Below are 19235 nucleotides of genomic sequence, written 5' to 3'. Positions count from 1 at the left end.
CGGTGTATCAGTCGACATCAACGTTGACTGATACACCGCATTCGCGAGCAAGCCCGCTCCCACAGTGGTTTTGGGTGATCTGGAGAATGGGTTTACAGCCCCACCACATCCTCAGCCTGCAAGCCCTTCTCGCCGGTCACCACGCCGTATTCAACCTGCTGACCCTCAGCCAACGAGCGATGCCCTTCGCCGCGAATCGCGCGGTAATGCACGAACACGTCCACCCCGTCCTCGCGCTGAATGAAGCCGTAGCCCTTGGCGTCGTTGAACCACTTCACATTGCCGGTTTCACGCGTAGCCATGAATCAGTACCCCCTTATTTTTATTTTGAACGGCCGAGTATATGTCAGCCTTCAAAACTCTCAACTCACTTTACTTAGCCGCTTTTTTGCCGATTTTCAGCGAATACGGCACACTATCGGCCACCCGAGCAAACGCTCGGTTTTATTCACTCATGCAGATGCCGTATGACCCGTTCCCCGTTCCGCCGTCTTGTGTTTGGCACCCTGCGCCGACTGCTCTACCTCTGGGTTCGCTCGGAGACGATCAATCAGTCGTCGTTCACCCTCAACCTCGACCGCAGCCGTCCGGTGTTCTACGTCCTGCAAAACCCTTCGCTGACCGACCTGGCCGTGGTCGATACCGAGTGCAGCAAGGCGGGTTTGCCCCGCCCGGTGTTGCCGGTCTCGGTAGGTACGCTGGAGGAGCCCGCCGCGTTCTTTTACCTGACGCCAGAGCCCGATTGGCTCGGCCGACAGGATAAACGTGGTGCACCGCCGACCTTGACTCGCCTGGTCAGCGCCCTGAGCCAGAACGCCGCCGAAGACGCGCAGATCATTCCAGTCAGCGTGTTCTGGGGTCAGTCGCCAGACAGCGAATCGAGCCCATGGAAGTTGCTGTTCGCCGACAGCTGGGCAGTCACCGGGCGCCTGCGCCGGTTGCTGAGCATCATTGTGCTGGGGCGCAAAACCCGCGTGCAGTTCTCCGCGCCGATCCATTTGCGCGAGCTGATCGACCACAACAAGGGCCACGAGCGCACCGTGCGCATGGCCCAACGAATTCTGCGGGTGCACTTCCGCAACCTGAAAGCGGCGGTGATCGGTCCGGACATTTCCCACCGTCGCAACCTGGTCAAGGGCCTGCTGAATCAGCCGCTGGTCAAGCAAGCGATCCTCGACGAAGCCGAGCGCGAGAACATCTCTCCGGAGAAAGCCAAGGCCCTGGCCCTGCGTTATGGCAACGAGATCGCCTCCGACTACACCTACACCGCGATCCGCTTCATGGAAGTGGTGCTGAGCTGGTTCTGGAACAAAATCTACGACGGCATCAAGGTCAACAACATCGAAGGCGTGCAAAAGGTCGCCCCGGGTTACGAAGTGATCTACGTGCCCTGCCACCGCAGCCACATCGACTACCTGCTGCTGTCCTATTTGCTGTTTCGCAACGGCCTGACCCCGCCGCACATTGCCGCCGGGATCAACCTCAACATGCCGGGGATCGGCGGCCTGCTGCGTCGCGGCGGTGCGTTCTTCATGCGCCGTACCTTCAAGGGCAACCCGCTCTACACCTCGGTGTTCAACGAATACCTGCACACCCTGTTCACCAAAGGCTTCCCGGTGGAGTACTTCGTCGAGGGTGGCCGTTCGCGTACCGGGCGCATGCTGCAGCCGAAAACCGGGATGCTCGCAATCACTCTACGCAGCTTCCTGCGCTCGTCGCGTATGCCGATCGTGTTCATCCCGGTCTACATCGGTTATGAACGCGTGCTGGAAGGCCGGACCTACCTTGGCGAACTGCGTGGCGCGACCAAGAAGAAAGAATCGATCTTCGACATTTTCAAAGTCATCGGCGCGCTCAAGCAGCGTTTCGGTCAGGTGGCGGTGAACTTCGGCGAGCCGATCAAACTGGCGGAATTCCTCGACAGCGAGCAGCCGGACTGGCGTAAACAGGAACTCGGTCCGCAGTTCAAACCGGCGTGGCTCAACGAAACTACCAACCGGTTGGGCGAGAAAGTCGCGCAGCACCTGAACGAAGCGGCGGCGATCAACCCGGTCAACCTCGTGGCCCTGGCGCTGCTGTCCACCAGCCGTCTGGCGCTGGATGATCGCGCTATGGCGCGCGTGCTCGATCTGTATCTGGCGCTGTTGCGCAAGGTCCCGTATTCGCCGCACACCACCCTGCCGGAAGGTGACGGCCGCGCGCTGATCGAGCATGTGAAGGACATGGATCTGCTGTCCGAGCAGAGCGATGCCCTGGGCAAGATTCTGTATCTTGACGAGCAGAACGCCGTCCTGATGACCTACTACCGCAACAACGTTTTGCACATCTTCGCCTTGCCGGCGTTGCTGGCGAGCTTCTTCCAGAGCGCCTCGCGCATGAGCCGCGAACAGATCCTGCGCTACAGTCGCGCGCTGTATCCGTACCTGCAATCGGAGCTGTTTATTCGCTGGTCGCTGGAGGAGTTGGATGAAGTGATCGATCAATGGCTCGAAGCCTTCGTCGAACAAGGTCTGCTGCGTTTTGAGAATGACGTTTACCTGCGTCCAGCACCGAGCTCACGGCATTTCGTACTGCTGACCCTGCTGTCGAAAAGCATCGCCCAGACCTTGCAGCGCTTCTACATGACGGTCTCGCTGCTGCTCAACAGCGGTCAGAACAGCATAAGCGCCGAAGAGCTGGAAGACCTCTGCACGGTCATGGCCCAGCGCCTGTCGATTCTGCATGGCCTGAACGCCCCGGAGTTCTTCGACAAGAGCCTGTTCCGCCACTTCATCCAGACCATGCTGGATCTGGACGTACTCAAGCGAGACGAGGCCGGCAAGCTGAGCTATCACGAACTGCTCGGCGAACTGGCCGAAGGCGCTGCCAAGCGGGTGTTGCCGGCGGAGATTCGTTTGTCGATCCGGCAGGTCGCGTTACATCGCAGTGAAGATGCGGCGGATCAGGCTTAGTTGGAGTCGGCGGTAACTTTCTGACAATAACTATAAGAACAAGGATGTTCTTATAACCTGTCAATTATGGATTAATAGAGGCCCACTTGAATCCCGATACGGATATCGCGATGAACCCATTAGAAAACACCAACAACTACGTCACTCTAACTTTCAGTTTGCCTGAAGACTTTCTACCCCCCGATGATGGCGAAGGCGAAACCTGTATAAGCGTGCAAACTGCCAACTCAACCACTTTCATAAAAGTTGCGCAATCCCGCAAACCGGAACTGTATAGCGGGCGTTGGAATTTTTCATTCATGCACAACTATTCCGATGTCAGCGTCAAATACCTTGTAACGATCAGCATGACCCACAACGGCGTTCCACTGCTGATTGACCTGGACTACTTCGTGATTGTCCATCGTGCGCCGCACCGACAAACCCTGTATCTTAGCCCTGTCGGCCGCCTTTACCTCCAGGCACAGGAGCCTAAAGCGGTTCAACCTGAACACGCAGTAACTGTTGTCGCCCACGAGCACGACGATACCGCTGCACAACTGACTCAAATACATATCAGCGAAAAAATGGCGGAGGCTTTTTACCTGGAATACGATCCGGACACTGTCGTACCTGGTAAACGCTATACCCTGACCGCGACTGAAAATGAATACCGCAATTCAATTGAGGTATATTCCCGATCCGTTGTATTGAAACCCTTTAGTAGAATTTGAAAAATTCGCATATCAAAAGATCCATAGGGCGAAATCACCGGAAAAAACCGTTAAATTGTCGTTGGTGCTCGTCTACTTCGGGCGCCAACGACAGGGATTTAACTTATGAAAAAACTCTTGCTTCTGGGGCTTACTGCCTTGCTCGGAGCCTGCCAAACCCTACAACCTGCCGCCAAAACCAACCTTGAAGGCGAAGTCTTCTACCTGCAACGCATTGCCCTGCCGCCCAGCGCCATCTTAAGCGTCAGCTTGCAGGACGTTTCCCTGGCCGATGCGCCCGCCGTGGTCCTCGACGAACAGAAAGGCCCGGTCAAAGGCCAGGTGCCGCTGCCGTTTCATCTGAGTTACGATCCTACGCAGGTCAAACCGGGTCATCGCTATTCGGTCAGCGCACGGATCGAAGTCAACGGCGAGCTGATGTTCATCACCACCGAACATCACGCAGTGCAGTTGGATGCCAGCGACCCGCAGCCACTGAAAATCCGCGTCGACGCCGCCCGCTAATTCTCTATTTTGAACAAGGAAGCTGCCATGTTCCGCCCTACCCTTCGCTTTGCCGGCCTGTGCGCAGGCTTGATGATCTCCGCCAGCGCCCTGGCGCTGTCGCTCAGCGACCTGTCGCAAAGCGACGCCACCGGCGGCCTCAAGGATGCCCTGACTCAAGGTGCGCAACTGGCCGTGAAACAACTCGGCACGCCAGGCGGCTTCAGCAACAACCCGGACGTGAAAATCGAACTGCCGGGCAAACTGGGCAAAGTCGCCAGCAAGATGAAGCAGTTCGGCATGGGCGACCAGGTTGATCAGCTGGAAGCCAGCATGAACAAAGCGGCTGAAACCGCCGTGACCCAGGCCCAGCCAATCCTGGTGGATGCGGTGAAAAAGATGAGTGTGGAAGATGCCAAGGGCATCCTCAGCGGCGGCAATGACTCGGCCACGCAGTACCTGAGCAAAACCAGCCGCGAACAGATCCGCGTCAAGTTCCTGCCAATCGTCAAGCAAGCCACCGATCAGGTAGGCCTGGCCAAGCAGTACAACTCGTTCGCCGGGCAAGCCGCGACGATGGGTATGGTGGATGCGAAGAGCGCCAATATCGAAAGCTACGTGACCGAGCAGGCATTGAACGGTCTGTTCGAGATGATTGGTAAACAGGAAGAAGCCATCCGCCAGAATCCTGCGGCGGCAGCGACCAGTTTGGCGAAGAAGGTGTTTGGCACCCTCTAATACTCTCTCCCGCTGATCAGTTAAGGCGCAGAACCTGTGGGAGCGAGCTTGCTCCCACAAGGATAGCGGTGCTCAAATCCTTAACTGATCGGCATTACCCACTCACGCCCCATCTTCCGCTTCTCTAACACTCGGCATACGCCAGACTTTTCCGACAAGCCTCGGTGAAATGCTCATAGCCCAGTGCAGAATGCAGTGCCATGCCTTTGATCAGTGGATGAAGGTAATCCACTTGATCGGGATCGTTGTGGGGCTGGTTGATCCACGTCGACAACACCCGCAATCGTGACACCAGCCCTGCTGCGGGCGGCGGTGTATGCACGGTGTTGCCCTCGCCGTCCTGTACCACCACATCATCGTTGCCCCTGAACGCCCCCGGCGAATATTGCGTGTCATCAATGCCCTCGACACCCACCCGGTGCATGGCTGAAATCAGTTCGACACTCAGGGCGTCATACCGCTTTTCCCAGGCGAAATTCATCATCTTGAAGTTGCCGATCACCATTCGCTCATCCGGCGTGCGCGGCAGGCGATTACGCTTGAGCATGTCCTTGGCCACGCGCGTGGTGGTCGCCGCGCCTTCGAGCTGGCTGCTGCTGATGGCTTCGTCTTCGATCAAATCGTTAAGCAGATAGCTGAAGTGCGCATGCTCGCCAATCTGACTGGTCATGTACTCCAGCGAGGCCGTTGTGGCTTGTCGATCGACGGCGGAAATAGCTTTCTGCGCCAACGGCGTGAGCATGAATTTGCCCCATTGAAGCGGCTCGCCCAGCGGCAAAAGACTTGAGTACTGCGCAGTCCGGGCTTTCTTCACCAGCGCCCAGCATAGATTCGAATCCAGCCCCGGCGCCCAGCGGTAGCGCAACTCATCGAAAGGCAGATAACGCCCCTGATCGTCCAGCGGCTTGAGCAAGACCAGGTAGTCCGAGAGGCGTTCCTTGTGGGGCGACTTCCCCAGCAGGTCGAATACCGGGTCGGTCCTTCCCCTCAAAATGGGTGGCTTTTTCATTATTGCTGTCTCAAAAACTCGTAAAACTGAGTCTTGAGTACAGCATCCCGATCCCTCTGACTCAATATCAGAGGGATCTGAAATACACGTAGGACGTCAGGCCGGGTCCTTCTTGATCCGGAACCACGCCGCATACAGCGCCGGCAAAAACAGCAACGTCAACGCCGTCGCCACAATCAACCCGCCCATGATCGCCACCGCCATCGGACCGAAAAACACGCTACGCGATAGCGGAATCATCGCCAGCACCGCCGCGAGTGCAGTCAATACAATCGGCCGGAAACGCCGCACCGTGGCTTCAATAATCGCCTGCCAAGGCTTGAGCCCGGCGGCGATGTCCTGCTCGATCTGGTCCACCAGAATCACCGAGTTACGCATGATCATCCCGGACAGCGCGATCGTCCCGAGCATGGCGACGAAACCGAACGGCTGGCGGAACACCATCAGGAACAAGGTCACACCGATCAAACCCAAAGGCGCCGTCAGAAATACCATTACCGTGCGTGAGAAACTGCGCAGTTGCAGCATCAGTAACGTCAGCACCACCACGATGAAAAGCGGCACACCGGCCTTCACCGAGTTCTGCCCGCGAGCCGAGTCTTCCACCGTGCCACCGACCTCCAGCAAATACCCGTCTGGCAGTTCGGCGCGAATCGGATCGAGGGTCGGCATGATCTGCGTCACCAGCGTCGCCGGTTGCTCCTTGCCATAGATGTCGGCGCGGACTGTCACGTTCGGCAAGCGATTGCGGTGCCAGATGACGCCTTCTTCGAAGCCGTATTCCAGGGTCGCAATTTGCGACAACGCTACGCTGCGACCGTTGTCAGTCGGCACCGCCAGGCTTGGCAGCAGCGACAGTTCGGTGCGTTCGTGCAACGTGCCGCGCAACAGAATCTCGATCAACTCGTTGTCTTCACGGTACTGGCTGACGCTGGAACCGGTCAGAGAGCTTTGCAGGAACTTCGACAGGTTCGCGGTACTCACGCCAAGCGCCCGGGCGCGGTCCTGATCGACGTTCAGATAAACAACTTTGCTCGGTTCCTCCCAATCCAGATGGACGTTGACCACATGCGGGTTCTCGCGAACCTTGGCGGCCACTTTACGGGCCAGCGCGCGAACTTCCTCGATGTGCTCACCGGTCACCCGGAACTGCATCGGATAACCAACTGGCGGCCCGTTCTCCAGACGTGTCACTCGCGCGCGCAGTGCCGGGAATTGTTCCTTGAGGGCTTCGATCAGCCAGGTGCGCAGGACTTCGCGCTCCTCAATGGTTTTGGCCAGGACTACAAACTGCGCGAAGCTTGCTGCAGGAAGTTGTTGATCCAGCGGCAGGTAAAAACGTGGCGAACCGGTGCCGACGTAAGCGACATAGTTGTCGATACCGGCGTGATCCTTGAGCAGTGTTTCGAGGCGTTTGACCTCATCGCGGGTGTTGCTCAACGAGGCGCCTTCCGCCAGTTTCAGATCGACCATCAACTCCAGACGACCCGATGCCGGAAAGAACTGTTGCGGCACAAAGCGAAACAGGATGACAGAACCGATAAACAACACGGCCGTCAGGACAATGACCGTCTTGCGCCGCCGTACACACCACTCCACCAGGCGTCTGACGCGCTGATAAAACGGCGTGCCATAAGGGTCAGGCTGGCCGTCGCCGGTGCCATGTTTGGCTGCATGAATCTTCGCCAGATCCGGCAGAAGTTTTTCCCCCAGATAAGGCACAAACACAACGGCGGCAACCCACGAGGCCAGCAACGCGATGGTCACCACCTGGAAGATCGAGCGCGTGTATTCACCCGTGCCAGATTGCGCAGTGGCAATCGGCAGGAAGCCGGCAGCGGTGATCAGCGTGCCGGTGAGCATCGGGAATGCGGTGCTGGTCCAGGCGTAACTGGCCGCCGTGATCCGGTCGAAGCCTTGCTCCATTTTGATCGCCATCATTTCCACGGCGATGATCGCGTCATCCACCAACAAACCCAGCGCCAGTACCAATGCCCCGAGGGAAATCTTGTGCAGGCCGATTCCCAGGTAATACATGCAGGCGAATGTCATCGCCAATACCAAAGGAATCGCCAGCGCGACCACCATGCCGGTGCGCACACCGAGGGAGAAGAAGCTCACCAGCAGGACGATTGCCAGCGCTTCCACCAGCACCTGAACAAATTCACCGACACTGCTTTTCACGGCGGCGGGCTGGTCGGAGACCTTGCGCAGCTGCATACCGGCAGGGAGATTTTTCTGGATCCTGTCGAACTCGATTTCCAACGCCTTGCCCAGCACCAGAATGTCGCCACCGTCCTTCATGGCCACGGCCAGACCGATGGCGTTTTCCGCCATGAAGCGCATGCTCGGCGCCGGCGGATCGTTGAAACCCCGACGCACATCCGCCACATCGGCGATGCGGAACGTACGATCTCCGACGCGGATCGGGAAGCTCTTGATCTCTTCGACCGTCTGAAAATTCCCCGTGACGCGTAGCTGCAATCGCTCGCTGGAGGTCTCGAAGAACCCGGCGGTGGACACCGCGTTCTGCTCTTCAAGGGCCTGCTGCACCGCCGACAAAGGTAGACCGAGAGTGGCGAGTTTGACGTTGGAGAGTTCGATCCAGATCTTCTCGTCCTGTAACCCGAGCAGATCGACCTTGCCCACATCCTTGACCCGTTGCAGCTGAATCTGCACGCGGTCGGCGTAGTCCTTGAGTACCGCGTAATCAAAACCTTCGCCGGTCAGCGCGTAGATGTTGCCAAACGTTGTGCCGAACTCATCATTGAAGAATGGCCCCTGGATGCCCGGTGGCAGGGTCTGACGAATGTCGCCGATCTTCTTGCGAACCTGATACCAGAGGTCCGGGATTTCCACCGAGTGCATGGAATCGCGGGCGACGAACGTCACTTGTGATTCACCCGGACGGGAGAACGAAACGATGCGTTCGTACTCGCCGGTTTCCATCAGCTTCTTTTCAATGCGCTCGGTGACCTGGCGCGACACCTCCTGCGCCGTGGCCCCCGGCCAGTTGGTCCGAATCACCATGGCCTTGAAGGTGAACGGCGGGTCTTCACTTTGGCCGAGTTTGGTGTAGGACAGTGCGCCGACAACGGCCAGCAAGAGCATCAGGAACAGTACGATCTGGCGATTACGCAGTGCCCATTCGGAAAGATTGAAACCCATCGGGGATTACTCCTTGTCCGCCAGATTGACCACGCGGTTGGAGCGATCCACCGGACGCACCTGCTGCCCTTCAAGCAGCACATGGACGCCAGCGGCCACCACCCAGTCGCTGGCGTTCAGGCCTTCGAGCACCGGAACGGTTTTCTCGCCGAAGGCTCCGACCCGCACCGGGGTTTTCTTCAGGGTGTTGTTGGCATTGACGACCCAGACGTAGGTCGCGCCGTTTTCTGCGGTCAGTGCGGAAAGCGGCACCGACAGCGGCACCACATCGGAGGTCTGAACGAACACCCGGGCACTCTGGCCGAGTTCAGCGGGAACCTTGCCGGCGGTGAAGGCGATGCGGGCGGCAAAGGTGCGCGATTTTGGATCGGCAGCGGGCGACAGCTCACGGATGCGCCCGGCGAAACGTTGGTCGGGTTGGGTCCAGAGTTCGACTGACACTGGCTGACCGACCTTGAAGCGGCCAAAGCTCTGCTCCGGCAAGCTGATCAACACTTCGCGCTCGCCATCGGTGGCAAGGGTAAATACAGTTTGCCCAGCCGCCACCACTTGCCCGACTTCAACCGCGCGTTTAGCCACAACCCCATCCTGAGGCGCACGCAGCACGGCGTAACTGGCCTGATTGGTCGATACGTTGAATTCGGCTTTGATTTGCTTGAGGCGGGCTTCACCGGATCGGTAAAGGTTTTCGGAATTGTCGTACTGCGAACGGCTGACCATCTGACGGTCCATCAGGGTCTTGTAGCGATCACGCTCGGCGCGCACCAGGCTCAGATTGGCCTCGGCAGCGGCGACCTGGGCACGGGTGGCTTCCAGTTGCAGGCGTACGTCTTGAGGATCGAGTTCCGCCAGAGGTTGATCGGCCTTGACCCGCTGCCCCTCTTCGACCAGTCGTCGACTGACTTTACCGCCAATGCGAAACGCCAGGTCCGGCTCAAACCGCGCACGGACTTCACCGGGAAAACTTTCCATCGCCTGGGCCGAAGGCTCTGGCTGCACGACCATGGCCGGGCGAACGGTGACTTGAGGCGCCTCTTCGTGACCACACGCAGACAATAAAAACGCCAGACTGACTGGCAACGCGAGGGGCAAGGCATAGCGGAACATGGTGAAGGACCTTTCGCTAATGGTGCTTGGAATAATTATACTGAGCAGTATGTTATTAATAGCAAACTCACCAGTCCAGTAATAAAAGCGCATATGCCTAACAATCTTTCAGTACCCAACGGCCCGGGCCGTCCCAAGGATCTGGCCAAGCGCCAGGCGATCCTCGATGCGGCAAAAATTCTGTTTCTGAGCAAGGGTTATGCGAATACCAGCATGGACGCCGTCGCGGCCGAGGCCGGTGTGTCGAAGTTGACGGTCTACAGCCATTTCAACGACAAGGAGACGCTGTTCTCCGCCGCCGTGATGGCCAAGTGCGAAGAGCAATTGCCGACGCTGTTTTTCGAATTGCCGGACGGCACTGCCGTAGAAACGGTGCTGTTGAACATCGCGCGCGGCTTTCATCAGCTGATCAACAGCGACGAATCGGTCAACCTGCATCGGCTGATGATGACGCTGGGCAGCCAGGACCCGAAACTCTCGCTGATCTTCTTCGAGGCAGGGCCTGAGCGCATGCTGCAGGGTATGGAGCGGTTGCTGACCAAGGTTGATCAGAGCGGCGCGTTGAGCATCGACAAACCGCGCAATGCGGCCGAGCACTTCTTCTGCCTGCTCAAGGGGGCGGGAAATTTCAGGCTGCTTTATGGCTGTGGCGAGCCGCTGACCGGGGATGCGGCCGAGAGCCATGTGCAGGAAGTGGTGGCGTTGTTTATGCGGGCGTATCGACCAGAGTCAGCCTGATAGGTTTCGGTTGTCTGGTCTGGCCCCTTCGCGAGCAAGTCGGTATCAGGGCTTGAGCGCTTTCTTCGGATAAATGTCATACCGGCTCGATTTCCCGTCCAGCGCATGACTCGGCTTCGGCCCTTCGATGCACGGCGCCTTGCGCGGGCGCTTGACCACCACTCGATGGCTGGCCAACGCCAACGCCGCTTCAAGCAGAGCAGGTGCATCCGGGTCATCGCCTACCAGCGGCCGGAACAGGCGCATTTCCTTCTTCACCAAGGCCGTTTTTTCACGATGGGGAAACATCGGGTCGAGGTAGATCACCTGCGGCGGCTCGCCTTCCCAATTGCGCATCACCTCGATCGAATTGCCCTTGAGCAAACGCATCCGCGCCACGATTGGCGCCACGTCAAAGTCTTCCGCGCCGCGCGCCAGGCCATCTTCAAGCAAAGCGCCAATCAGCGGCTGACGCTCGATCAGGCTCATCTCGCAGCCCAGGCTCGCCAGCACGAACGCATCTTTGCCCAGCCCCGCTGTGGCATCCAGCACGCGCGGACGCACGCCTTGGGCAACCCCGACAGCCTTGGCGATCATCTGGCCGCTACCGCCGCCGTACAAGCGGCGATGGGCGGCACCGCCCTCGACAAAGTCCACCCGCACCGGCCCCGGCGCGTCCGGGCCCAGTTGCTGCAGCTGCAAACCCTGGTCGCCGACCTGCAAGGCGAACTCACCGTCATCCACCTGCATCGGCAAACCCAGGCGCTCGGCCCATTGTTCGGCCTGTGGCTGAAAAGTCGCGGCCAGAGCCTCGACATGGATGCGGCAGGCCGCAGGTTGCTCAATCATGAGAAAACACGCTCAAAAAATTAATGATCGGCAAAAACGGCCGATAACAAAACTATCGAGCATTTTGCCAGAGCTGAGCGTCGACCGAGAGAAATGTCAGACATTCAACGCACATCGATAGGCTACATCTCGCCCCACGGCGATTTTGGTCTACGAAACTCCCAAGCACTGAGCGGCGTCAGTCACCTGTGGCAGGATTTCTTTGCCCAGTCCCTGGCCGATCAGTCGGGCGATGTCGTACCGGCTTCTCTCAACTTTCCACCAGTCGATCTCGACAGCCCGGTCGAACCCACCGTTGGCAGCGAACTGCTGGCGCACATCATTTCCCAGCGCGAATGCGATGTGAAAGAAACCGAGGTCCGCCCGCCCGAGCCACTGTTCCTGCCGATTGCCGAGTTCGAAATGGACCTGGCCGACAAACCTTTCCCACCGTTCCCGGCACAAGAAATCGTCGCTCAACAGAAGCAACAGGACTTCGAAAGCCGCTGGGTTCGCCCGATCGTGCTCACCGCAGGTCAGCCTGTGCCGGAAGCAGGCCCGGCGCCGCAACCGCGTCCGCTGCACCTGCCGATCGCCGAATTCGAACTCGATCTGCTGGACAAGCCATTTCCGCCGTTCTCGCCCGAAGAGCTGGTGGAGCAACAGAAACAACTCGATTTCGATAACGGCTGGGCTCGCCCGATCGTCCTGCAGAACCTGCGCATCGCCGCGTAGCCCTCAGCTACACACACCATCGAAACCGCATCGTCAGCCTTTGAACAATTGATTGGCCTGGGCGTACGGCATGGATCGCGATGTGAAGCCGAACGTGCCCGACGTTTTGATCTCTTCGGCAGCGCGGAAAAACTCGCCATAGGCTGCCAGGGCCAGTGCCGAACCGACGCTGATGCGTTTAACGCCCATTTCGCTCAACTGCTCGACCGTCAGTTTCAGTCCGCCAGACATCAACACATTGACCGGTTTCGGCGCCACAGCGCGGACCACCGCCAGCACATCTTCAGCACTGCGCAGACCCGGCGCATAAAGCACGTCGGCACCCGCCTCGGCAAACGCCTGCAAGCGGCGAATGGTGTCGGCGAGATCAGGATTACCGTGCAGAAAGTTCTCCGCGCGAGCGGTCAACATAAAGGGAAACGGCAAGCTGCGAGCCGCTGCCACGGCAGCCTCAATGCGCGCGACAGCATGCTCGAAGCAGTAGATCGGCGCTTCTTCACGGCCCGTGGCATCTTCGATCGAGCCGCCGACCGCACCGGCCTCTGCCGCACGCAAAATACTCTGTGCGCATTCGGCTGGATCGTCAGCGAAGCCGTTTTCCAGGTCGACGGCGACGGGCAGATCCGTTGCCGCGACAATCGCCCGAACGTTTGCCAGGGTGTCGTCCAGCGTCAGCGCGCCATCGGGGCGAGCGTTGGAAAAGGCGTATCCGGCACTGGTGGTCGCCAGCGCCTCGAAACCAAGGCTGGCGAGCATTTTCGCCGAGCCGGCGTCCCACGGGTTGGGAATGACAAAAGCCCCCGCGCGTTCGTGCAGTGCTTTAAACGCTTGGGCTCGAAGGGTTTGCGCATCCATTGGCAGGCTCCTGAAAAAGATAAGGAATCCGCTTCAGAGCAGGCCAAGTTGCTCGGCAGCGGGCTCTCTGTATAGCTCAGGCAGCGGCGGCAGGCCAGGCAAACGCAGCATCAGTTTTGCGTGAAAACGTTGCGCCAGTCTGGCGGCCAGCAGATTGTCGGCGGTGTGCAGGAAGATATAGGGCGTGCGGCCCTCTTCGATCCACACGGCGATTTTCTCGACCCACGGCACCAGAAACGGGTCGTTGGCCTCAAGCTGCGGATGGCCGATGAAACGTACCTGCGGACATTGCGTGAAGGCGGCCGGACGCGGCGGCACCCTGGGCTTTTTCGATTGGGCGTGAAGCACAGAAAGATCGGTCGATGTGCAACTGAACAGCGCGCGGGGATCGAGGCAGATACGCTCGACACCGCGATCCAGTAGCAGACGATTAAGCATTCGCTCGGCATCGCCCTTGGCGAAGAACTCGTCATGCCGCACTTCAACCGCCAGAGGTCGGTCCACTGCATCAATAAAACCTGCAAGCTCCGACAGTCGCTGCGGCGTAAAGCTTTTCGACAGTTGCAGCCACAGCGGTGAAACCCGTTCACCCAGGGGGCTGAGCAATTGCAGGAAGGTTTCGGCCGCGGTCAATTGTTCGCGCAGGTCACCGCTGTGGCTGATGTCTCCGGGGAACTTGGCTGTGAAGCGAAAGTGTTCGGGCATGGTCTCGGCCCAACGCTGCACGGTGGTCGCAGCCGGGCTCGCATAGAAGGTCGTATTGCCTTCCACGGCGTTGAACACTTGGGAGTAGAGACTCAGAAATTCGGCGGGTTTTGCGTCTTGCGGATAAAGATAATCGCGCCAGGCGTTTTCACTCCAGGATGGACAGCCCAGGTAGTAAGGCAGCTGCATCAGATGTACAGGTCGAGGCCCAGCACATCCGAATCCCAATCGACAAAACCGGCGGTGCTCAGGTAGCTGGCCAGGGCCTTCGCGACACTGCTGCTCATGGCACGGTGATAAAGCATGTCTTGTTGACGGGCGGGGAGATTGCTCAAGCGTTGCGCAGAGGCCTTGGCAGCGCGGGCAGCCATTTGCTCTTCGGTTGGAATTTCCAGCTCGCCGTCGATATCAACGTAGTCGTCATCCGCCACAGGCCCTTTGCGAGGCTTGCGTTTGATGGGGTAGGACTGAGAGGGAACGCCGTCTATACGCATGAGTACATGTCCGGTATCAATGATGGCAGTTTAGTGGCGCATAGTGCGCTTCGCAAACCGCCGAGTGATAACTAGAACACAGAAAATGGAAAAGGTTTAAAAGCGGAGAGCATAAAACGACGATTGGCTGCGTTGGTGCACATTGTGGCGAGGGAGCTTGCTCCCGCTGGGCTGCGAAGCGGCCCCAAACTTCATCTGGCACACCGCGCTGGTAGGTTTACGACTGCTTCGCAGCCGAACGGGAGCAAGCTCCCTCGCCACAAAAAAACGCGTGAATTATCGCGCCTTGGGTGTCGCCACTTTATCGCGCAAGTACACCGGCTGAGCCTCATCAGCCACGATCGCCTCGCCACGCGCCCAGGCAAAACGCGCCAAGGTCAGCAGGTCTTCAGCGTGAGGCAGCATGCCCGCATCCTGACCGGTCAGGCTGACGGCGATTCGCTCGGCATAACCCCAGCCAGTGCCGGCGCCAAACCACTCACCGCGGGCGTCAGCCGGCAACTCGGCCACTTCCGGCGGCAGCACCGCTTCATTGCCGACCAACCGCATCTCCCCCGCCGTTTCGCGGTAGCAACCCCAATACACTTCGTCCATGCGCGCATCGATGGCAGCCGCAACCTGGCTCACGCCATGTTCGCGATAGGCCCGCTGCGCCAACACGGCCAGGTTCGACACCGGCAACACCGGACGGTCCAGCGCAAACGCCAGCCCCTGCACCACGCCGATGGCGATCCGCACGCCGGTGAAAGCACCCGGACCACGTCCGAAAGCGATTGCATCGACCGCTTGCAGGGTGGTCCCGGCATCCGCCAGCAGTTGCTGAATCATCGGCAACAGCTTTTGTGCATGCAGGCGCGGGATCACCTCGTAATGGCTCGTGACTTTACCGTCATGCAGCAAGGCAACGGAGCAAGCTTCAGTCGCGGTGTCCAGGGCCAGCAAGGTGCTCATCGATGTTTCCGTAAGAGAGGTCAGAAAAAGTGCGCCAGTATAAACAACTACGGCCCGCAAGCGGGCCGTAGAAGATGAAGCGTTTTTTTAGCTCAGTGCTTCAAGCACTTTGCCGGTGATCGCTTCAACCGAGCCAACACCTTCGACGTGGCTGTACTTCGGTTTGCCTTGAGCGGCGGACAGCTCCTGGTAAAACTTCACCAGAGGCTCGGTCTGGGCGTGGTAGACCGACAGGCGATGACGCACGGTTTCTTCAGTGTCGTCTTTGCGCTGCACCAGCTCGTCGCCGGTGATGTCGTCTTTACCGGCAATTTTTGGCGGGTTGTAGACGATGTGGTACACGCGGCCGCTGGCCTCGTGAACACGACGGCCAGCGATACGCTGAACGATGTCTTCGTCTTTAACGTCGATTTCCAACACGTGGTCCAGCTCGACGCCGGCCTTCACCAGGGCTTCAGCCTGAGGAATGGTGCGCGGGAAACCGTCGAACAGGAAACCGTTGGCGCAATCGGCCTGGCTGATGCGTTCCTTGACCAGATTGATGATCAAGTCATCGGAAACCAGACCACCGCTGTCCATGACGCTCTTGGCGATCAGGCCCAGCTCGGTGCCAGCCTTGACCGCGGCACGCAGCATGTCGCCGGTGGAGATTTGCGGAATGCCGAATTTCTCGGTGATGAACTTAGCCTGAGTACCTTTACCGGCCCCGGGAGCTCCCAGCAGAATGACGCGCATCGATGTGCTCCTCAATTTTTTATATAGATAACGTCAGATTCGCCTCGTGGGGCCAATCTCAAAATAAGGGTCGTGACCGCCCAAACGGTCAAAGGCTGATCAAGATACACAGCAGATCCTACGCACACAAGCCGCCGAAAGTCGGAGAAACCCACGCCTGATGTGGCCTTTCGTCGGGGTAACCCTAGTCGCAACCCCATCACTAACTGTCGCCTGGCAGCACTTTTCAAGCCCTCGCCCACAGGCACCCGACGCTCGCGCCGAGTGCCTTGCCCCACGACGAAAACCTTAGCCGGTATTACGCAAACCGGCGGCAATCCCCGCCACAGACACCAGCAGCGCCTGTTCTACCGGGCTGCCCTGCGCCACTTCCTGTTGTCGCGAACGCGCCAACAACTCAGCCTGCAATAGATGAAGAGGGTCAAGGTAAGTGTTGCGCAAGCGGATGAATTCAAGCGTGGCTGGGCTATGTGCCAGTAGCTGCGACTGACCGGTCAACCCCAGGACCACCGAGCAAGCCTGCGACAATAGGTCGCGTAAATGCGCACCCAAAGGGAGCAGATCCGGCTCGACCAAACGCTCATCGTAAGACAGAGCGATATCGGCATCGGCCTTGGCCAATACCATTTCCAGCATATCGATGCGCGTGCGGAAGAATGGCCACTGCTCGCGCATCTGCCCCAGCAGCTCACCTTCGCCGCGCTCCAGCGCCTTGCTCAACGCCGCTTCCCAGCCGAGCCATGCCGGCAACATCAGCCGCGTCTGGGTCCAGCCGAAGATCCACGGGATCGCCCGCAGGCTTTCAATCCCGCCGGCGCGGCGCTTGGCCGGGCGACTGCCCAGCGGCAAGCGTCCCAGTTCCTGCTCCGGCGTGGACTGGCGGAAATACTCTACGAACTGCGGGTTTTCCCGCACCACGGCGCGATAAGCGCTAACACCGTCAGCAGCCAATTCGTCCATCAGATGGCGCCAGGCTGGCTCTGGTGGCGGTGGCGGCAGCAAGGTCGCTTCCAGCACCGCCGCCAGGTACAGATTGAGGTTTTGTTCGGCGATGTCCGGCAGGCCGAATTTGAAACGAATCATTTCCCCCTGCTCGGTGGTACGGAAACGCCCCGCCACCGAACCCGGCGGCTGCGACAGAATCGCCGCGTGTGCCGGGCCGCCGCCGCGTCCCACGGTGCCACCGCGACCGTGAAACAACAGCAGTTCCACTTGCTGCTCGCGGCAGATGTCGACCAAGCGCTCCTGCGCCCGATACTGCGCCCAGGCCGCTGCCGTCGTGCCGGCGTCCTTGGCCGAGTCGGAGTAGCCGATCATCACTTCCTGCGGCCCTTGCAGGCGCGAGCGATAACCGGGCAGCAGCAACAGTTTTTCAATCACCGGGCCGGCGTTGTCGAGGTCGGCAAGGGTTTCGAACAGCGGCACCACACGCATCGGCCGCAACACGCCAGATTCTTTGAGCAGCAGTTGCACGGCCAGCACGTCGGAAGCGGCGCCGGCCATGGAGATCACATAAGAACCGAGCGATGCGCCCGGTGCGGCAGCGATTTCCCGGCAGGTCGCCAACACTTCGGCGGTGTCCGCCGATGGCTTGAAGTACGCCGGCAACAACGGCCGACGGTTGTTCAGTTCGCGCATCAGGAAGGCGATACGCTCTTCCTCGCTCCAGTCCTCGTACCGCCCAAGGCCCAGGTAATCGGTGATCTCGGTCATGGCCGCGGTATGTCGCGTCGAATCCTGACGCACATCGAGCCGCACCAGGAACAGCCCGAACGTCACCGCCCGGTGCAGGCAATCAAGTAGCGGCCCATCAGCGATCACGCCCATGCCGCACTCATGCAGCGAGTGGTAGCACAGCTCCAGCGGATCGAGCAGCTCGCGATTGTTTTGCAACACATCGGCGGGTGCCGGCGTGGTCGTCGTCAAAGCGGCGTGAGCCCAGTTACGTGTCGCGCGCAGGCGTTCACGCAGCTGTTTAAGCACCGCACGGTAAGGTTCGGCGCTGTCCCCGGCCTTGGCCTTCAAGTCGTCGCTGGCCTGCTGCATCGACAACTCAGCCGCCAGGTGATCGACATCGCGCAGGTACAAGTCCGCAGCCATCCACCGCGCCAGCAGCAAGACTTCACGGGTCACGGCAGCAGTCACGTTGGGGTTGCCATCCCGGTCGCCGCCCATCCACGAGGCAAAGCGAATCGGTGCGGCCTCCAGCGGGAGGTGCAGGCCAGTGGCGTCATGCAGGGCTTTATCGGCCTTGCGCAAATAGTTGGGGATCGCCTGCCACAACGAATGTTCGATCACCGCGAAGCCCCACTTGGCTTCATCCACCGGGGTTGGGCGGGTGCGGCGGATTTCTTCGGTGTGCCAGGCTTCGGCGATCAGGCGCTGCAACTTCGTGTGGATCTGCTCGCGTTCGGCAGTGGTCAGGTCGCGATGGTCCTGGGCCGCCAGTTGTGCGGCAATCGCGTCGTATTTCTGGATCAGCGTGCGGCGCGCCACTTCGGTCGGGTGCGCGGTGAGGACCAGTTCGATCTCCAGCCGTCCCAGTTGCCGGGCCAGGGATTCAGCGCCATGACCTTCAGCACTCAGGCGGGCGAGCAGTTCCGGCAGTACCCGCGCTTCGAACGGCGCAGGCTGTGACTCTTCGCGTCGGTGAATCAGCTGATATTGCTCGGCGATATTGGCCAGGTTGAGAAACTGGTTGAACGCCCGCGCCACCGGCAGCAACTCTTCTTCGCTCAATTGGTTGAGGCTGGCGCTCAGTTCAGCGTCCATTGAACCGCGACGGTCGGCCTTGGCGCCTTTGCGGATCTGCTCGATCTTGTCGAGAAAACCGTCCCCGTACTGTTCACGAATGGTGTTGCCCAACAGCTCACCCAACAGGTGAACGTCCTCGCGCAAGCGTGCATCAATATCGGTCATCAGCAGTTCTCCAGCGAAAATCCGGGTGTGCTTTGTCGTTAGAGAGTGCCGTTGTAAAGCGGTTCTTACAAGCGGACGACGATGGGAATGATGTTCGCCCGAGAAGTTTTTGGGATTGGGGTTGGGG

16 protein-coding genes and 1 pseudogene are annotated in these 19235 nt (G+C 59.4%); 6 read left to right on the top strand and 11 right to left on the bottom strand.

What is annotated here, in order from left to right:
* Positions 1-92: 92 nt before the first annotated feature.
* Complete coding sequence (locus KGB23_RS29160; RefSeq protein WP_008146705.1) at positions 93-302, bottom strand: cold-shock protein; 210 nt, start codon at positions 300-302, stop codon at positions 93-95.
* 165 nt (positions 303-467) lie between these two features.
* Here KGB23_RS29160 and plsB point away from each other — a divergent pair, with 165 nt between their 5' ends.
* The 4 genes from plsB to KGB23_RS29140 all read left to right on the top strand — a co-directional run bounded on the left by plsB (position 468) and on the right by KGB23_RS29140 (position 4885).
* Complete coding sequence (gene plsB / locus KGB23_RS29155; RefSeq protein ID WP_223433573.1) at positions 468-2951, top strand: glycerol-3-phosphate 1-O-acyltransferase PlsB; 2484 nt, start codon at positions 468-470, stop codon at positions 2949-2951.
* An 86-nt stretch (positions 2952-3037) separates the two neighbouring features.
* Positions 3038-3664 carry a hypothetical protein gene (locus tag KGB23_RS29150; protein WP_223433572.1) on the top strand — a complete coding sequence of 209 codons (627 nt, stop codon included), beginning with the start codon at positions 3038-3040 and terminating at the stop codon, positions 3662-3664.
* A 105-nt stretch (positions 3665-3769) separates the two neighbouring features.
* Positions 3770-4168, top strand: a complete 399-nt coding sequence (locus KGB23_RS29145) for a YbaY family lipoprotein (protein ID WP_223433571.1) — start codon at positions 3770-3772, stop codon at positions 4166-4168.
* Between the two features lie 27 nt (positions 4169-4195).
* A complete protein-coding gene (locus KGB23_RS29140; protein WP_223433570.1) occupies positions 4196-4885 on the top strand; it encodes a DUF4197 domain-containing protein in 690 nt (229 codons plus the stop codon).
* A gap of 169 nt (positions 4886-5054) precedes the next feature.
* On the opposite strand, the pseudogene KGB23_RS29135 reads toward KGB23_RS29140, so the two are convergent.
* From KGB23_RS29135 to KGB23_RS29125, 3 genes and pseudogenes are all read right to left on the bottom strand, one after another.
* Positions 5055-5894 (bottom strand): annotated as a pseudogene (locus tag KGB23_RS29135) (Fic family protein); the annotation flags it as partial.
* Positions 5895-5990: 96 nt separating this feature from the next.
* Positions 5991-9062 carry an efflux RND transporter permease subunit gene (locus tag KGB23_RS29130; protein WP_223433569.1) on the bottom strand — a complete coding sequence of 1024 codons (3072 nt, stop codon included), beginning with the start codon at positions 9060-9062 and terminating at the stop codon, positions 5991-5993.
* 6 nt (positions 9063-9068) lie between these two features.
* Positions 9069-10169, bottom strand: coding sequence for an efflux RND transporter periplasmic adaptor subunit (locus tag KGB23_RS29125; RefSeq protein WP_223433568.1), 1101 nt, complete (start codon positions 10167-10169; stop codon positions 9069-9071).
* Positions 10170-10262: 93 nt separating this feature from the next.
* On the opposite strand from KGB23_RS29125, the gene KGB23_RS29120 reads away from it, so the two are divergent.
* A complete protein-coding gene (locus tag KGB23_RS29120) occupies positions 10263-10907 on the top strand; it encodes a TetR/AcrR family transcriptional regulator (RefSeq protein ID WP_223433567.1) in 645 nt (214 codons plus the stop codon).
* A 45-nt stretch (positions 10908-10952) separates the two neighbouring features.
* Here the strand turns inward: KGB23_RS29120 and KGB23_RS29115 are convergent, their stop codons facing one another.
* Positions 10953-11735: a class I SAM-dependent methyltransferase gene (locus tag KGB23_RS29115; RefSeq protein ID WP_033056325.1), complete on the bottom strand. Its 783-nt coding sequence runs from the start codon at positions 11733-11735 to the stop codon at positions 10953-10955.
* A 93-nt stretch (positions 11736-11828) separates the two neighbouring features.
* Between KGB23_RS29115 and KGB23_RS29110 the strand changes: the two genes are divergently transcribed.
* Positions 11829-12449 (top strand): energy transducer TonB, encoded by a 621-nt coding sequence (locus KGB23_RS29110; protein ID WP_223433566.1) that lies wholly within the window; start codon positions 11829-11831, stop codon positions 12447-12449.
* 33 nt (positions 12450-12482) lie between these two features.
* On the opposite strand, the gene KGB23_RS29105 is transcribed toward KGB23_RS29110, so the two are convergent.
* The 6 genes from KGB23_RS29105 to ppc all read right to left on the bottom strand — a co-directional run bounded on the left by KGB23_RS29105 (position 12483) and on the right by ppc (position 19108).
* Positions 12483-13304 carry an isocitrate lyase/phosphoenolpyruvate mutase family protein gene (locus KGB23_RS29105; RefSeq protein WP_134101798.1) on the bottom strand — a complete coding sequence of 274 codons (822 nt, stop codon included), beginning with the start codon at positions 13302-13304 and terminating at the stop codon, positions 12483-12485.
* A 33-nt stretch (positions 13305-13337) separates the two neighbouring features.
* Entirely contained in the window at positions 13338-14198 is an 861-nt protein-coding gene (locus tag KGB23_RS29100; RefSeq protein ID WP_223433565.1) for a DUF72 domain-containing protein, read from the bottom strand.
* The gene (locus KGB23_RS29095) at positions 14198-14503 is read right to left on the bottom strand and encodes a hypothetical protein (protein WP_223433564.1); all 306 of its coding nucleotides are present in this window, start codon (positions 14501-14503) and stop codon (positions 14198-14200) included. The genes KGB23_RS29100 and KGB23_RS29095 overlap by 1 nt, the downstream gene beginning before the upstream one ends.
* A gap of 276 nt (positions 14504-14779) precedes the next feature.
* The gene (gene tsaB / locus KGB23_RS29090; protein ID WP_223433563.1) at positions 14780-15454 is read right to left on the bottom strand and encodes a tRNA (adenosine(37)-N6)-threonylcarbamoyltransferase complex dimerization subunit type 1 TsaB; all 675 of its coding nucleotides are present in this window, start codon (positions 15452-15454) and stop codon (positions 14780-14782) included.
* Positions 15455-15541: 87 nt separating this feature from the next.
* Positions 15542-16189, bottom strand: coding sequence for an adenylate kinase (gene adk, locus KGB23_RS29085; protein ID WP_027924949.1), 648 nt, complete (start codon positions 16187-16189; stop codon positions 15542-15544).
* Between the two features lie 288 nt (positions 16190-16477).
* Positions 16478-19108: a phosphoenolpyruvate carboxylase gene (ppc, locus tag KGB23_RS29080; protein ID WP_223433562.1), complete on the bottom strand. Its 2631-nt coding sequence runs from the start codon at positions 19106-19108 to the stop codon at positions 16478-16480.
* Between the last annotated feature and the right edge of the window lie 127 nt (positions 19109-19235).

This window comes from Pseudomonas sp. GL-B-26, from assembly GCF_019947405.1.
GTDB lineage: Bacteria > Pseudomonadota > Gammaproteobacteria > Pseudomonadales > Pseudomonadaceae > Aquipseudomonas.
This window is presented reverse-complemented; position numbering and strand designations above follow the sequence as displayed.

Bases quoted from the DNA above. Each gene is read 5' to 3' on its own strand.
- plsB (WP_223433573.1), top strand. From the start codon at position 468: ATGACCCGTTCCCCGTTCCGCCGTCTTGTGTTTGGCACCCTGCGCCGA.
- KGB23_RS29125 (WP_223433568.1), bottom strand. From the start codon at position 10,169: ATGTTCCGCTATGCCTTGCCCCTCGCGTTGCCAGTCAGTCTGGCGTTT.
- KGB23_RS29115 (WP_033056325.1), bottom strand. From the start codon at position 11,735: ATGATTGAGCAACCTGCGGCCTGCCGCATCCATGTCGAGGCTCTGGCC.
- KGB23_RS29130 (WP_223433569.1), bottom strand. From the start codon at position 9,062: ATGGGTTTCAATCTTTCCGAATGGGCACTGCGTAATCGCCAGATCGTA.
- KGB23_RS29120 (WP_223433567.1), top strand. From the start codon at position 10,263: ATGCCTAACAATCTTTCAGTACCCAACGGCCCGGGCCGTCCCAAGGAT.
- KGB23_RS29105 (WP_134101798.1), bottom strand. From the start codon at position 13,304: ATGGATGCGCAAACCCTTCGAGCCCAAGCGTTTAAAGCACTGCACGAA.
- KGB23_RS29145 (WP_223433571.1), top strand. From the start codon at position 3,770: ATGAAAAAACTCTTGCTTCTGGGGCTTACTGCCTTGCTCGGAGCCTGC.
- tsaB (WP_223433563.1), bottom strand. From the start codon at position 15,454: ATGAGCACCTTGCTGGCCCTGGACACCGCGACTGAAGCTTGCTCCGTT.
- KGB23_RS29100 (WP_223433565.1), bottom strand. From the start codon at position 14,198: ATGCAGCTGCCTTACTACCTGGGCTGTCCATCCTGGAGTGAAAACGCC.
- KGB23_RS29140 (WP_223433570.1), top strand. From the start codon at position 4,196: ATGTTCCGCCCTACCCTTCGCTTTGCCGGCCTGTGCGCAGGCTTGATG.
- adk (WP_027924949.1), bottom strand. From the start codon at position 16,189: ATGCGCGTCATTCTGCTGGGAGCTCCCGGGGCCGGTAAAGGTACTCAG.
- KGB23_RS29160 (WP_008146705.1), bottom strand. From the start codon at position 302: ATGGCTACGCGTGAAACCGGCAATGTGAAGTGGTTCAACGACGCCAAG.
- KGB23_RS29110 (WP_223433566.1), top strand. From the start codon at position 11,829: ATGTCAGACATTCAACGCACATCGATAGGCTACATCTCGCCCCACGGC.
- KGB23_RS29095 (WP_223433564.1), bottom strand. From the start codon at position 14,503: ATGCGTATAGACGGCGTTCCCTCTCAGTCCTACCCCATCAAACGCAAG.
- ppc (WP_223433562.1), bottom strand. From the start codon at position 19,108: ATGACCGATATTGATGCACGCTTGCGCGAGGACGTTCACCTGTTGGGT.